This window comes from Larkinella ripae, assembly GCF_054780775.1.
The window spans coordinates 1,020,980-1,035,080 of sequence record NZ_BAAGVR010000028.1 but is presented as its reverse complement, the minus strand read 5'-3'; the positions used below and the strand labels follow the sequence as shown (position 1 = coordinate 1,035,080).

Here is a 14,101-nt window from a genome sequence, read left to right as displayed (position 1 = left end):
ATCACAGGCTGGCTTTTTTATGTCAACCGGTTGACTTACTTTTTTCCCAATAGCCACTGGCTATCATTTCTCCGAAGAACGTTGCCGTTTGTCGGTGCGTGGTAGCCGAAAGCGAGTTGAGTATTTCGTACCAATTCGGAAGTTGACGGGCCTCGATTCCGCTGATCAGTCGAAAAAACCGGTATTGACTCCAGAGAAGGATGCGGTGCCACCAGCGCGTTGGCAACGTAAAATCACAGCATAACCAAAAACCGCCTGGGCGCAATGCCCGCAACAAGTCCGGAACAATCCGGTTTTCTAAACGCTCGTCCGTAAACAGGTCCAGCACAAAGGGCGTGATGATGACATCAACCTGGTCATTTAGCCGGATGGCGGTTTCGGTACCGATTCGGAAATCAACCCGTTGATCGTTTTTTACCCTTTGGCGTGCCAGGGCGACCATGACCGGGGAGGCATCGATATAAGTGACGGTGCGGGGCTGGCAAACGGTGAGAACGCGCGCCAGCAACCAACCCGAGCCGCCCCCGAAAATCAGGAAGTCCGAATTCGGTGGAAGGGTTGGAAGCCAGTGCGTTTGTGCGTTTCGCTGGGCATTGCCGAAAACCAGCCGGGCAAGTCCATCATAAACCGGCGCAATCCTATCAAAGCCACGATCCGCTGAAGGGTTGGATTTCATCATCAAGTCAATAAGCATTTCGATTTCATACTTAACTGGATGCAGTTTTAGAAACCATAAAAGGTTAATTATTGAGCAGTGTACACGCCATAAAGTAATCGAATCAAAGGCCCAGTGTTGTGCCGTAAGTCAGAAACCGGCAATTCTTACTGCCTTTGATGACTTTTTCAAGAGCGGAGAGTCTAATGATTAAACGTAATCCGCCACAAATGAGAAAGAAATTTTACCCGGTTTTAGTTTGTATGCTGTTAAAAGTCGCCAGCCTGGCGGTTTTTGCGCAACAAAAAGCCCCGAACCGATTCAAAGACTCACCTCCCGCCAGCCTGGCTATCAGAGCCGGATTGACACAATTGTTCGGTGATCTAAACGATCAGGTTTCCACTCCGTTCGCCGGGGCTTCCCTAATGATTCCAATTACGAAAACCGTCTCAGTGGAGCTGCCGGTTGATGTTGGGATGCTCCAGGCACAGCAGGACGAGTTCTACCATTCTGCCTCCAAAGCCCGATTTATCCAGGGTGCAGTTGTCGGTTCCGTCAACCTAGTGGAGTGGTTTAGAAAAGACAACAAGCTGGTGGAGATCAGGCCCTACGCGGGGGCGGGACTCTTGTTTTTCCGGGCGGAAGCCCTGGACCTAATTACCGGAAAACTGCAACGATTGACCAACAATGAAAACAGCCACCGAACGCGCGACGGAATCGAAACCCGGGGAAAACCGGGCGTCAAACGCACGCATGAGCTGGTGGGGGTGCTGGGTCTTCGTGGATCGACGGCCTTGGCGCGCCGGATCAGTGTCTTTGGGGATGTTCGGTTTAATCTCGTTCGGACGGACAAATTGGACGCTACGCTGGACAATAACAACCAGGTGATGCAGCCCGGCACCCCGGCTTTTACGGAGGGCAATCATTACGGCAAAAACACCCATGATAAATGGGGATATGCCGCCGTCGGTCTGAATTTTTATTTTGGCGAACGGTTTAAAAAGAACTAGGTGTCCGGTCGCGACCCGCCAATCATTTCCCGGTTACAAAATCGGAATACGACGCACACTCCCGGATCATGTCCTTTTGAAACCGGGTTTGACCGTATTGTCCCGCTAGTTTTGAAAAGTTGGTTGAGTAGTGTTCCCGGCGAAGTTTTTTCATTTCGGCGTTAAACGGTTCGTTATCAGCCGGGTAATTTCGCCTAGCAAATTCCGCTTCCTGCCGGGTGTGAAAGGCATTTTGTTCGCAACGGGCGGCCATGAAGCAGGCTTTGGCGGCTAATTCCGGGTTTTGGGCCGACGAAATTGCTTTTTCGAAATACGATTTGGCAATTGCCGTCGTGTAATAATCCTGCTGGCTGACCTGCTCCAACTCCTGATGTTGCTCCGACTGCTGGACCTGACGATACGAAAACCGGTTGAAAACGGGCTCGCCACCACTCCAGCGGGGACGCACCAATATCCAGGAATTTCCAAACCAACTCAGGTTGAAGGCTCCGCTGCCCAGTTGGTAATAAAGTTCGGCCGCCTGATCGCCCGACGCGGTCTTGGCCAGAATTTCCAGCTCCGCCATTTTCTTTAAAAAAGTAGCCGGAGAGAAGCTGTTTTCATTTTTCGGCTGGTGCTGACTGCCTAGCAAACTGACGATAAATGGATTAGAATTGAAATACAGTTTATACGGTTCGGTTTTCCAGATTTTGGGATCGACCCTGGCGTAGGCTTCGGCGGCTTCCGGAATTTTGTTCTCCGTCAACAAGCGTCTTCCTAGTAAAATGTTGAGCGAATTGGCGTCGAAACCGCTTAATTTCAACAACCGTTTGTCGAATTCCGTAGGATTCGGATTCGTCGCGTAAGCAACAACCTGCTGAACCGTGGCCACCGAGGTAGTGTCCTCAATGTCGTACAAATCCGAATGACTATCAAAATAAATTTCGTTTCGGTTGAGTTGGGAAGACGTTAGGGCGGTGAGCAAAAACGCTTTCGCCGTGCTGGGTCCATTGGAATCCGAAACTTTGGAACGAAAACAGCCCGTTAACCACCCCCCCGATGCCTTTTCGGGGGGCTGTCCATATCCGTATTTTTTCGCCAACTGTTTGCAGGTTTCCACAAACGCATTCGTCATGTAAAAATTCAGCGAGTTGCCAAATTGCTCCAGGTAGCCAATGAGCTGATTTTCAATTTCCGGCGTGAGTGTTTCCGTTTGGGCGGTCAGCAGTAGCATCTGTTGCAGGGCCATCTGTTTTTTCAAAACCGGGTTGGCGGTCGTTTGCTGGCTGGCCAGATCCAGGTTCGCTTTGGCATCGGAATACGCTTTGCCAAGGTAATCCAGGTAGGCCGTGGCCGTGTACCAGAAAGCCGGGTTGTTGAGGGTTTTATTGGTGGCCGACTCCAGGGCAAACGCCCGTAATTGTTGAAAATAATTGGGTGCGTCCTGTTTGCGGTCGATAAACCGGACCGAGTCAGCCCGGCTTGTTTCATCATAGGCATAGATGGGCGAAGCCGTTTGAAAAAAGAAAAATTCGTTGCGGTTAATTTCCCGCGCCATCACCAGTTCAATCAGTGGATTTTTAGGATTCAGCCGAACCATTTCTTTCAAAAACGGTAGGGCGTCCTGTTTGGGTTGTAGGGCGCAGAGCGCATAAACAGCCGCTTTTTCGTGGTCATTAGCACAAAAGTCCAGCGCTTTTTCCCGAAACCGGATGCCATAAATCCGCAGGCTGGTTTCGGCTTCACGTCGGCGGGAAGGGCAGCGGTCGAACACCTGCGCAAATTCATAAATAGCCCGGGCCGTGTCACCCACCGCCATCGTTGCCCCCGCGTGTCGGCAATACGCCCAGTCGCTGATAAACGTTTTCCGGGCCAGCGGCCGAATCAATTCGTCATAAAGCGACCGGCTCTGCTCGTATTTTTTGGCCATGGCCGCTAGTTTTACCGCCTGAAAACCGTATCGCTCTTTCAGGAATTGGTCTGCGCTGGCCGAGTATGCCGTCCGGGCTTCGGCCACCAAGGTCGTTAAAGGGACCGTTGAGGTGTCCCCCCGCGCCGTGTCGGCTTCCCAGCGATTTATGGGTCGCGGGGCGGCTGCTTCGGCCCGCCAGGCGAATTGGAGATACGACAACGCCGATGGATTAGCCCTGGAAGCCCAGCGAACCAACCCATTCGTGGCCTTCTCATCCCGGTTGTACAAAGCGGCCCCGATCTCGGTTTGCGCTACCTTCCCGCCAGTGTAAGCCCCCCACGCCAGCGTATTTTCATCCGTTTGAATTGGGTCTTCGTCCGTGTCGTACGTATCGTCGTACCGGTACAGTTGCGGAGTGAAATGGTAAATCTGGTCGCGGGCCGACGCCTGGCTACTTTCCGGCATGAAAAAACTCACGAACTCGTTGAGGTCGTACGTGCTCGGTCCGCAGGCAAAACCGATTAGAATCGCCAGGGACAGCAAAATACTACGGAGACGGCCGGACAAGGGATTGAAGAAACGCATCGGTATAGGAAGAAATGACAGTAGAATCGAGATGATAGAGGGCAAAAGTAAGTTTTTGATTCCTAATTTTCGATAGCAAAACCTGCCGGCCAGCCAGCAAATCGTCCGGTTGGCAGGCTTCGGCCCTGAACAAATCGCCCCGCCGAACCGAAAGGCCAAACGCCGTCGTATCGCGCACCGCCACCAGCCGGTTTTCGCCCTCCGGTTTCAGAAAGGGTTGCCGCTCCAGCGTCTGCTGATCGATTTGATTCAAAAGCGTTAAAAACCGGCTATTCCGGTACACGACCGTCCAGCGGAACAACGGAAGGACAACGTCCAGGGGCAGCGAATAGTGTTCCAGGCGGTTCAAATACCGGCCCGCTACCTCCAGATCGTAAATGGAATTTCGGGTAGCCGGAAGTTTCCAGTCGGCCATGTTGTAAAACATCAGCATACCCCGCTCGACGGGCGGAATACCGGTTTGCTCGGGATACTTGATCTGGTGAAGTCGAATCGTCGCCGACACCAGTCCCGAAAACCGGGTTTTCACTTCCCGAATCAACTGGAAGTATTTCTCCCGGCTGCGGGCGGTCCAATCGCAGTCCAGTTGAATTTCCTGCGGCCGAATGCCGTGTCGGGCGCTGATTTGGCCAATTTTTCGCACCAGATTTTCGGCCAGCGGAGAAACTGCCGATTCCGGACAACGAATGAGCGTTTGATTGGTTATAAAGATCACCGGCACGACGGCTCGGTGGGCGGGCTGGTCGGCAAACCGGATTACAGCTTTGGGAGCCGGCGATTGCGTCGGCTCATCCCAGTCCACATCGAAATACCGGATGTACAGCTTCCGGATGTGCAGCCGGTCGAGGAGTTGTTGCTCCGACGGATTGGCTCGGTAGGTGGTTTGCCAGTAATAAAAAGCGGGGCTCAGTTGTTTGGGCTCCGGTTTGGTGCAGGAAGCCAGCAGAGACAGCGTCAGGCATCCGGCGAAAATCCAGCCAGTTGGGTGCATCAGGATTCCGTACAGAAAACGACAAAGCTATGAAAACCGTGGGAAGTCTGGGCCTTCTTTTGTTCATTCTCAGTTGCCGGGAGAACGATCCGGCGCCAGCAACCAGACCGGACTGCATTCAACGGGTGATCGAACAGCTCAGACAGGAGGTGGTCTGGAATCCACCCGCCAGTGTTTACCGCTACGACTTTAAGGGCCAGGAGGTTTATTACATTCCGGCGCGCTGCTGCGACCTTCCCAGCCTGGTCATCGCCGGCTGCGATACGCTCTGCGCGCCCGATGGCGGTTTTACGGGCAACGGCGACGGCCGTTGCCCGGATTTTGCCGGCAATGCCCAAAACCGGGTCCTGATCTGGCAGGACGAACGGAAAAAATAAGCGGGCTGAACCGGATTTACTGAATGGCCGGAACCCAGCGCTGCTCTCCGCAGTTCGGGCAGGTTGCGTTTTTTTGCGCGTTCGCTGGCAACGGATTGCCGCAGTGGTAACAAACCAATTGATCGGCGGGGTAGTTTTGCTGCGCCAGAAACTCGGCATCCCATTCCGGCAAAATGGACAAACCCGGCTGGGACTCCGATTGTTCAATCAGCGTGAAAGCTCCGTTGGCTTCCATGTATAAGCGTTTGACGCTGCCCAGGTGCGCCATGCCTTTCGAGCGCAATTGGGCAAACAGAAGTTCGCGGGAGATGCCGGAGCCCTTCATGTTCGTCAGCTGCATCACCGAATTCTCCACCAGCGTGCTGGCGATATCCTGCGAAACGCCCTCGAAGTGCTCGTTTTTGGAAGCCCAGTAGGAAATTAGCCGTTGAACGAAAATGACGACCAGCGCAATGATTACCGCCGGAAGAATGCCCCGGCTGGGGTCCAGAATCGGTACCCCGATGGCCGCAGCCAGTGAAATGGTGGCCGCCATCTCATTCCGGCTCAGTTGAGAGGACATCCGGCGACCCATCAGCCGCATCGAACTTACCAGAATCAGGTAAACAGCCGCGGCACGGATTAGAATTTCAAGGTAAAACAGGAGGGGAACCTCACCGACCAGAATTCGTTGCCAGTCGTATAAATGGATTGCGTCTTTTTCCATGGGTACTTAAATAACCGCATTTGCCCAGTGATCGGCCTGACAATTAGGGCAGGAATCCGGTTTGGAGTTGATCGAAACCGTATACCCGCATCTGGTGCAGGCCACGGATTTTACTTCGGGGCGCTGGTGAATTGAATGAATTTCGTCATCGTTCGGGGGCAGGACCGACAAACCCGGTTTTTCCTGAGCTTCGGAGAACAGGCTGAACATGCCGTATGGCTCCAGATACAGGCGTTTTACCTTACTCAGGTTATAGACATTACAACTTCGTAAAGCGGCATAAATCTGCTGGTGCGAAAGCCGGTTGTCCGCCATGGCGTCCAGTTGAATGATGCCATCCTTAACCAGCAGCGTTTCCGTTCCCTGAATGAGCTGTTCGGCTTTGTTGCTTTTAAAACCCAAAAGATTGGTCAGCCGCAGGAACGTCAGGGCGCATAAAAGGGCGACAATACCGGACAACAAACCCCGGTCGGGCAATTGCATGGCGGGCGAAACAATGGCGCCCAGCGTTAGCATAACAGCCATCTCCAGGTTGGTAACCTGCCCGTTCATTCGCTTTCCCAAAAACCGCAGGACGATGATAAGTACGATGTAAATAGTGGTGGTCCGGATGAAAACTTCCAGCAAAAATTCGGCCGGGGCGTTCCCAATCAAAATGCGTTGCCAGTCATCCAGAAAGATTTCGTCTTTTTTCATATCCGGTTAACTTTCTGCTAAACGCATTTGATTCGCATTTTGAAAAAAAAATTAAAATAGGTGAGCGAAAGTGCCTGGCTAGACCAGTGAATCGGGAAATCGAAAAAGATTAAGCCATCGGGCAAGTTGAGGTGTTATCCCATGAACAAATCCTGATTTAATACTAGCTGGTTCGGTTCATGAAAAAACTTACGCTGCTGCTTGCCCTCCTTTTTCTGGCGGCCTGTCAGAATACTAAACCGGAAGAGGCTGCCGAGAAAACGCCACCGGCCCCGCTTCCGACCGATTTTATTGAGGAATTATGGTATAAAAACAGCCTGATTTACAGCGTGGATGTGGAGGTCTTTAAAGACTCCGACGGCAACGGGTACGGCGATTTCAACGGGCTCACCCAACAACTTGATTACCTGAAAAATCTGGGCGTTGATGCGATCTGGCTGGCGCCCTTTCAGCCCACCCCGAACGGCGACGACGGCTATGATATCTCGAATTTTTACGGCGTCGACCCCAATCTGGGAACGCAGCCGGATTTTGACGAATTCATGCGGCAGGCAAACCGGCGCGGCATTCGCGTCATGATGGATCTGGTGACCAACCACACCTCCGATCAGCACCCGTGGTTCCGGCAGGCCGTGCAGAGTCCGACATCCCCGTACCGGTCGTGGTACGTCTGGTCGAAGGAGCGTCCAAAAATTTGGGACAAAGGCATGGTTTTTCCGGGCGTTCAGAAAGCGGTCTGGACATTCAATAAACAAGCCGGAGCGTATTATTACCACCGGTTTTACGATTTTCAGCCCGACCTGAACATGCAGAATCCGGCGGTTCAGCGGGAAATGCGGAAAATTGTGCGCTACTGGCTCGACAAGGGGATCGCCGGGTTTCGACTGGACGCGGTGCCATTTCTGATCGAAATTGCCAATGCAGAATTTAATCCGGAGAACCCCGAGCACCAGTACGACATGATTGCCCAACTCCACCAGTTTATTCAGTGGAACAAGAAAGACGCCATTCTGCTCGGGGAAGCAAACGTGGATCCGAAGGAACAGGAACCGTATTTTGGCAAAGACGCCCAGGGTATGCAGACGATGTTTAATTTTTTTGCGAATCAACACCTGTTTTACGCCCTGGCAACCAGTGAAGTGGACCTGCTGAAAAAAGCCCTGAACGATACCAAAGACATCCCGCCGACGGCGCAGTGGGCGCATTTTCTGCGCAACCACGACGAAATCGATCTGGGGCGGCTGAGTGACACGGAGCGGGACAAGGTTTACGCCAAAATGGGGCCGGATACGTCAATGCAGCTCTACGACCGGGGCATCCGGCGTCGGTTGGCGCCCATGCTCGGAAATCGGCAGTTACTCGATCTGTCCTACAGCCTGTTGTTTTCGCTGCCCGGGATGCCCGTCATTCGGTACGGGGAGGAGATCGGGATGGGCGATGATTTAAGTCTGAAAGAGCGGGAGTCGATCCGGACGCCCATGCAGTGGTCAAATGCCTCGAATGCCGGTTTTTCAACCACCGCCAAAACCGTGCGTCCGGTGATCAGTCAGGGCCCCTACGGTTTTCCGACGGTGAATGTGGCCCGGCAACTGGCCGACTCCAGCTCGCTCCTAAACCGCATAACTACCTTGTCCCGGCTGCGGAAAACGTGCCCGGAAATTGGCTGGGGAACGTGGGAAATACTGGAAACCGGCTCCCCGCACGTGCTGGCGATTCGGTACGACTGGGAAGGCCGCTCGCTGTTGATGCTCCATAATTTCAGTCCCAACCCGCAGCAGTTCCGGCTGGACACCCAGGCCAAAACCGGTCGGACACTGACGAGCCTTTTGGATAAAACTAGCCTGAAGGCCGAGAACGACGGTAAAAATCCAATTCAACTGCGCGGATATGGCTACAACTGGTATCGCCTGACCAACTAAAAACCGCTACGATCACTGCGCTACCCAGCCGCCGTCGATGGGCAGCGATGCGCCGGTCAGCGTGGCGGCACTTTCGGAAGCCAGAAAAAGGCACAGATCGGCAATGGCCTCGGCCGGAATAAACTGCTTGATCGCGTGTTTGGCCAGCAGGATTTTTTCGGCCACCTCGGGTTCCGGAAGCTGCTGGGCCGTGGCCAGATCGCTGATCTGTTTTTCGACCAGGGGCGTCCGGACAAAACCGGGACAGATGGCGTTGGCCGTAATGCCGCAACGGGCACCCTCCAGCGCAATGGTTTTCGTAAAACCGACCAGGCCGTGTTTGGCGGCCACGTAAGCACTTTTGTGTTCGGAAGCCACCAGCCCATGGGCGGACGCGATGTTGATAATCCGACCGAACTGCCGCTGTTTCATGCCCGGCCAGACGGCTTTCGTCAGGTGAAAAGCCGCCGTCAGATTCAGACCGATAATGGCATCCCATTTGTCGTCCGGAAAATCCTCGACGGCCGCAACGTGCTGGATGCCCGCATTGTTGACCAGAATATCGATGGCTCCAAACCGCTGTTCGGCCTTTCGCACCATCGCCCGCAAGGCTTCGGGTTGCAGCAGGTTGGCCGGATCGAACAGATGATCAACCCGGAATTCCGTCGCAATTTCGGCTGCGGTTTTTTCACCGTCTGCTTCCAGTCCGTTCAAAATCAAGTGGTGGCCCTCACGGGCAAAGGCGCGCGCAATCGCCAGACCGATGCCGCTGGTGCTGCCGGTAATCAATACGGTTTTTTTCATAAACGTCCCCACGGACTGAAAACCGTGAAATATGCTTATCCGGAATTCCGGCCGTGGGGACGCAAGTTACCACCGATTGTACAATGTTGTCCACTCGCGGAGCTGCATTTCCGCTTCGGGCGTAACCTGATTCGGCACCAGCCGCCAGAGCCAGTTGTTTTCAGTGGCAGCCGGGGTGTTGATTCGGGCGGTTTCGTCCAGACCCAGCACATCCTGCATCGGCAAAATGACGGTTTTAGCAACGGACGCGTACACCAACTGACTCAGCACCTGGTGCACATTAGTCTCAGAAACCGGTTTTCCGACGTATTGCCGCAATTTTCTCCGATCGGCCTGCGTCATGTTTTGCCGATACCAGCCCCGCGTCGTATTGTTGTCGTGCGTTCCGGTGTAGGCAATAAACTCGGGGGTATAATTGTGGGGGCTGTGCGGTGAAATCGGCAAATCCTGATGAAACGCAAACTGAACGACCTTCATGCCGGGCAGGTGAAACGCATCCCGGAGCTGGTAAACCTCCGGGCTGATATCGCCCAGGTCTTCGGCAACGAAGGGCAAAGCGCCCAGTTCCTTTTCCAGGACGTGGAAGAATTCCGGGCCGGGACCCAGTTTCCATTCACCCCGGATGGCCGTAGTCTCGCCCGCCGGCACCGCCCAATAATCGGCCAGCGCCCGGAAGTGATCGATGCGTACCCGGTCGTACAATTCCACGTTTTTCCGGATGCGCTGAATCCACCAATCGTAGTTGCGCTCTTTCAGCCGTTCCCAACGAAAAACCGGCATTCCCCACAATTGCCCGTTGGCGTTGAAATAATCGGGCGGAACGCCGGCCACGGCCGTTAGCTGACCTGCTTCATCCAGGCTGAACAGATCCGGGTGCGACCACACATCCGCCGAATCATAACTGACGTAAAACGGCAAATCGCCCAACAACTGAATGTTTCGGTCGTTGCAGTAGGTTCGCAACTGCTGCCACTGCCGGCTGAACAGAAATTGAAGCCATTTTACCTTATTCAGCACCTCCTGCTCGGTTTCTGAAAACGTTTTCAACGCATCCGGATCGCGTAGCCGGTAGCTTTCTGCCCACGAAAACCACGGTTTTCCGTTGTGTTTGTGTTTCAGTCCCATGTACAGCGCAAAGTCGTTAAGCCAGTAGGCTTCCCGCTGGCAAAACGCCTGAAACGGTTCGTGCAGCGGTGAGGTGCGGTTTTCGCCAAACGCCCGGTACGCTTTCTCGAACAAGTCGTTCCGAATCCGCTCCGCTTCCGGATAGTCTACCTGGTCGGTAACCGGAAGCCGGTAGGTTTCCAGCTCGGCGGTGTCCAGCAACCCTTCCTGCACCAGCACTTCCGGACTGATGAGTAGGGTGTTTCCGGCCATGCTCGAATAGGTGCTGTACGGGGAATGGCCCGTTCCCGGTTCTGTGGGATTGAGCGGCAGAATTTGCCAGTGCTGCTGGCGGCTGCGACTCAAAAAATCGGCAAATATTCGCGCTTCGGGCCCCAGGTCACCGACGCCAAAAGCCGACGGCAGGGAGGTGATGGGCAGCAACACCCCGGCGCTCCGGTCGTTGGCCGGTTGCGCCAGTTGCAGAATAGCCATCGGAAAGCCCGCGAACAGGTCTTTAACGGGCAGTTCGTTTTCTACCTGCCCGCTGGTTTTCAGAAAACCGTGGTGCCACTGCGTGGGCGCATCCGGCGGCAACAAAATCCGGGTGTCTTTCCAGTCCAGACCCGTAACCGGGCGGTTTTGTCGCTGGCTTAAGGCCGCCAGATGAAGCGGAATGGCCACAACGAGCCAGTTCTGCCCATGTCGCCGGGCAAAAGCAAGCACATTATCCTTGCAGCGGCCTTCCACGGAAAGCGGTAGATAAAGTCCCTCACTGAATAGCGCGGGCTGCTGTTTTCGCAGCTGCAGCAACGCGTGCGTGAGCCAGAGCTTGATCCGGGCGTCGTAGCGGTTTTGCCAGAGTTCCTGCAACAGGGTTACCGGCTCCGCCGAATCATCCGCAGTTAGTGCATCAAGCGCCTGTTGACGTAGTTTATAATCAACGGGTCGGCGGTTGTCGGGGTCCACCAGGCTCAGGTCCCACAGGTCGCAGCCCTGATAAATGTCGGGAATGCCGGGGCAGGTGGTTTTGAGCACGAGTTGCGCCAGCGAATTCAGAATGCCGTGATCCGCGACTTTCTGGTGGAATTTCCGGAAGCTTTTCCAGAACGGCCTTTTCGGGTTCAGCAAGCCGCTGGCAAAGGCCTGGGCGGCTGCTTCGTATTCAGCATCCGGTTCGTTCCAGTTGGAGTGCCGTTTGGCTTCCCGCAGGGCTTTTTCCAGGTATTCGTGCAGGCGGTTTTCAAAACCGTCGGCGTCCTGACCGGGCATCGGGTAGGCGCCAAGAAGGGTCTGATAAATAAAGTATTCGTCGTTGGCATCCGGCGCGCCCTGGGTTTTTAAATCGGCATTGAGTCGCTGCCATTCCCGGACGGTGGCCATCCATTCATCGGGTAAATCCGACAGCACGTTTAGCCGCGCGCGCACGTCTTCCCCGCGCTTGGTGTCATGGGTGGAGGTGGCGTTGAGCGAAAGCGGCCAGTGTTGCCGACGCTCCTGCATCATCCGGTGAAATTCATCCGGCGTAGCCCCGAAGGCTTCCGGCGCATCGCCCACCTCATTATGCGCAAGAAACCGGTTGTAGGTATACATCAGCGTGTCTTCCACTCCCTTGGCCATGAGCGGGCCGGTTACCTGCATACAGCGCTGGTAAAACCGGCTCAGTCGGGCGTTGTAGTCGTCATCGCCCTGCTGCGGTTTTTCCAGCAACGCTTCTTCCAGCAAATCGAGGGCGGCTTTTAATTCGGGCTGATCGCTGCGAACCTGGTTCAGAATGCTTTGAATGGCCGAGGCTTCCGCTTCAACGAGTGGAAAGGCTGTGCCGTAATACCGGTAAACGGGACAATAAATCAGCAACGCGCCAATGGCCGTTTGCAGGCTTTCCGGCGGCAAATCGGCCAGGGACTTCTCCTCGATCAGGTTCAGTTCCAGGAAAAACCGGTACAGGTTGGTCAGTTCTCCCCCCATCGACTGGTAAAGAATATGGGCTTTTTTGTCCAGAATCTGCCGGGAAATGGGGGTATTATCGTCGATGAGCTGCTGATAAAACCGGGTGAATGGTTCTTCGCTGGCCGATTGCGTAAACACATTGTTTACCTGCGCCAGAAATTCGTACCCGCTGGTGCCCTGAATAGGCCAGGTGGTGGGCAGGTCTTCCCCGGCTTCCAGAATTTTCTCCACTACGATGTAGCCTTTTTCTCCCACCAGGTCCCGGAGTTTTTGCAAATACCGGTTGGGGTCGTACAAACCGTCGATGTGGTCGACCCGCACCCCACTGATGACGCCCTCGTCCAGCAGAGCTTTCAGGCGCTGGTGAAAATGAGAAAAAACCGCATCGTTCTGCATGTTGACCCCAATTAGGCTGGTGACCGTGAAAAACCGCCGGAAGTTGATGCGCTGGTCGGTTTCCTGATGAAAACTCAGGCGGTATACCTGTTCGTCGGCCAATTGGCGGATCAGACCCGGCTGGCGGTTGAGCGCCTTCAGACAGGCGTTGAGGTACGTACGGGTCGGGCGGTTTTTCTGGAGCGCAATCAGTTGCTGGCGGAGTTCGTTCATCGCCAGGGCGTAGGCTTCGGGTTCTTCGACCAACTGGGTCTGCCGAATCTGGTCGATCACCTGCTGGACCGATTCGGGCAACGGCTGGTCGCTGGCCTGCAAAATCGTTGGGTAGGAGCGCAACCGGATGGGATACACCGATTCAAAATACTGCAAGGCAAACCGGCCATCCTGGTAGACGACTTTCAGTTCCCGGTTTTGAATCACGTCTTCGAGTGGTGCCCCCAGAAACGGTACGGTCAGTCGCCCGTGAAAAAGCTGGCTGGTCCAGACCGTATCAAAAAAAGGAACGTAGCGCGACAGGGGCCCTTTTTCCAGCACATCCATCAGCCACGGATTGTTGGGATGGAACGCCATGTGGTTCGGAACGATATCCTGTAGCCAGCTAATTCCCAGGTTCCGGCATTTTTTACTCAGGCTCTTAAATTGTTCTTCGGTGCCAATTTCCGGGTCGATCCGGTGCGGGTTGACCCCGTCGTAGCCGTGCTGACTGCCGGGAACCGACTCAAAAATAGGCGAGGCATAGACGGTATCGACCCCTAGTTTTTGCAGATATGGAAGGATTTTCTCAAAATCACGAAACGTAAAACCGGCATGAAACTGGATCCGGTAGCTGGTAATGGGGTGATTCATAGGGATTGCTCAATACGTGGCACTAACTGGAATAAACGAAAAATAAGGATTCCCGAACAGGCATTTTGCGGTTGAAGCCAGTGCCTGCCCGGATGCCATTTTAACCGCCTGTAACCCGAAAAGTTTGGAAAAACAGCCGCGGAAGTGAGGAAATGGGCTTAAAATTGGATTCGGATTTGGGTCAAAAATGCC

10 protein-coding genes are annotated in these 14,101 nt (G+C 54.3%); 3 read left to right on the top strand and 7 right to left on the bottom strand.

Annotation, left to right across the window (positions count from 1 at the left end):
* Positions 1 to 22: 22 nt before the first annotated feature.
* Positions 23 to 694, bottom strand: a complete 672-nt coding sequence (locus tag ACYVHX_RS26120; RefSeq protein WP_460674641.1) for a class I SAM-dependent methyltransferase — start codon at positions 692 to 694, stop codon at positions 23 to 25.
* Positions 695 to 885: 191 nt separating this feature from the next.
* Between ACYVHX_RS26120 and ACYVHX_RS26115 the strand changes: the two genes are divergently transcribed.
* Complete coding sequence (locus ACYVHX_RS26115) at positions 886 to 1,665, top strand: hypothetical protein (RefSeq protein ID WP_460674640.1); 780 nt, start codon at positions 886 to 888, stop codon at positions 1,663 to 1,665.
* Positions 1,666 to 1,687: 22 nt separating this feature from the next.
* On the opposite strand, the gene ACYVHX_RS26110 is transcribed toward ACYVHX_RS26115, so the two are convergent.
* A complete protein-coding gene (locus ACYVHX_RS26110; RefSeq protein ID WP_460674639.1) occupies positions 1,688 to 4,141 on the bottom strand; it encodes a hypothetical protein in 2,454 nt (817 codons plus the stop codon).
* Positions 4,104 to 5,132: a hypothetical protein gene (locus tag ACYVHX_RS26105; RefSeq protein ID WP_460674638.1), complete on the bottom strand. Its 1,029-nt coding sequence runs from the start codon at positions 5,130 to 5,132 to the stop codon at positions 4,104 to 4,106. Before ACYVHX_RS26105 ends, ACYVHX_RS26110 begins: the two co-directional genes overlap by 38 nt.
* A gap of 29 nt (positions 5,133 to 5,161) precedes the next feature.
* Here ACYVHX_RS26105 and ACYVHX_RS26100 point away from each other — a divergent pair, with 29 nt between their 5' ends.
* Positions 5,162 to 5,509 carry a DUF6970 domain-containing protein gene (locus tag ACYVHX_RS26100; protein ID WP_460674637.1) on the top strand — a complete coding sequence of 116 codons (348 nt, stop codon included), beginning with the start codon at positions 5,162 to 5,164 and terminating at the stop codon, positions 5,507 to 5,509.
* A 16-nt stretch (positions 5,510 to 5,525) separates the two neighbouring features.
* Here ACYVHX_RS26100 and ACYVHX_RS26095 read toward each other — a convergent pair whose 3' ends face one another.
* Together ACYVHX_RS26095 and ACYVHX_RS26090 are read right to left on the bottom strand one after the other, a co-directional pair.
* Positions 5,526 to 6,215 carry a DUF421 domain-containing protein gene (locus ACYVHX_RS26095; RefSeq protein WP_460674636.1) on the bottom strand — a complete coding sequence of 230 codons (690 nt, stop codon included), beginning with the start codon at positions 6,213 to 6,215 and terminating at the stop codon, positions 5,526 to 5,528.
* 6 nt (positions 6,216 to 6,221) lie between these two features.
* Positions 6,222 to 6,911: a DUF421 domain-containing protein gene (locus ACYVHX_RS26090; RefSeq protein ID WP_460674635.1), complete on the bottom strand. Its 690-nt coding sequence runs from the start codon at positions 6,909 to 6,911 to the stop codon at positions 6,222 to 6,224.
* A 179-nt stretch (positions 6,912 to 7,090) separates the two neighbouring features.
* Here ACYVHX_RS26090 and ACYVHX_RS26085 point away from each other — a divergent pair, with 179 nt between their 5' ends.
* The gene (locus ACYVHX_RS26085; RefSeq protein WP_460674634.1) at positions 7,091 to 8,830 is read left to right on the top strand and encodes an alpha-amylase family protein; all 1,740 of its coding nucleotides are present in this window, start codon (positions 7,091 to 7,093) and stop codon (positions 8,828 to 8,830) included.
* A gap of 12 nt (positions 8,831 to 8,842) precedes the next feature.
* Here ACYVHX_RS26085 and ACYVHX_RS26080 read toward each other — a convergent pair whose 3' ends face one another.
* Entirely contained in the window at positions 8,843 to 9,613 is a 771-nt protein-coding gene (locus ACYVHX_RS26080) for a 3-hydroxybutyrate dehydrogenase (protein WP_460674633.1), read from the bottom strand.
* A gap of 66 nt (positions 9,614 to 9,679) precedes the next feature.
* Positions 9,680 to 13,909 (bottom strand): malto-oligosyltrehalose synthase, encoded by a 4,230-nt coding sequence (gene treY / locus ACYVHX_RS26075; protein WP_460674632.1) that lies wholly within the window; start codon positions 13,907 to 13,909, stop codon positions 9,680 to 9,682.
* Positions 13,910 to 14,101 lie beyond the last annotated feature (192 nt).

Coding starts and splice junctions, on each gene's coding strand:
- ACYVHX_RS26100 (WP_460674637.1), top strand. CDS start 5,162: ATGAAAACCGTGGGAAGTCTGGGCCTTCTTTTGTTCATTCTCAGTTGC.
- ACYVHX_RS26085 (WP_460674634.1), top strand. CDS start 7,091: ATGAAAAAACTTACGCTGCTGCTTGCCCTCCTTTTTCTGGCGGCCTGT.
- treY (WP_460674632.1), bottom strand. CDS start 13,909: ATGAATCACCCCATTACCAGCTACCGGATCCAGTTTCATGCCGGTTTT.
- ACYVHX_RS26105 (WP_460674638.1), bottom strand. CDS start 5,132: ATGCACCCAACTGGCTGGATTTTCGCCGGATGCCTGACGCTGTCTCTG.
- ACYVHX_RS26110 (WP_460674639.1), bottom strand. CDS start 4,141: ATGCGTTTCTTCAATCCCTTGTCCGGCCGTCTCCGTAGTATTTTGCTG.
- ACYVHX_RS26095 (WP_460674636.1), bottom strand. CDS start 6,215: ATGGAAAAAGACGCAATCCATTTATACGACTGGCAACGAATTCTGGTC.
- ACYVHX_RS26080 (WP_460674633.1), bottom strand. CDS start 9,613: ATGAAAAAAACCGTATTGATTACCGGCAGCACCAGCGGCATCGGTCTG.
- ACYVHX_RS26090 (WP_460674635.1), bottom strand. CDS start 6,911: ATGAAAAAAGACGAAATCTTTCTGGATGACTGGCAACGCATTTTGATT.
- ACYVHX_RS26115 (WP_460674640.1), top strand. CDS start 886: ATGAGAAAGAAATTTTACCCGGTTTTAGTTTGTATGCTGTTAAAAGTC.
- ACYVHX_RS26120 (WP_460674641.1), bottom strand. CDS start 694: ATGCTTATTGACTTGATGATGAAATCCAACCCTTCAGCGGATCGTGGC.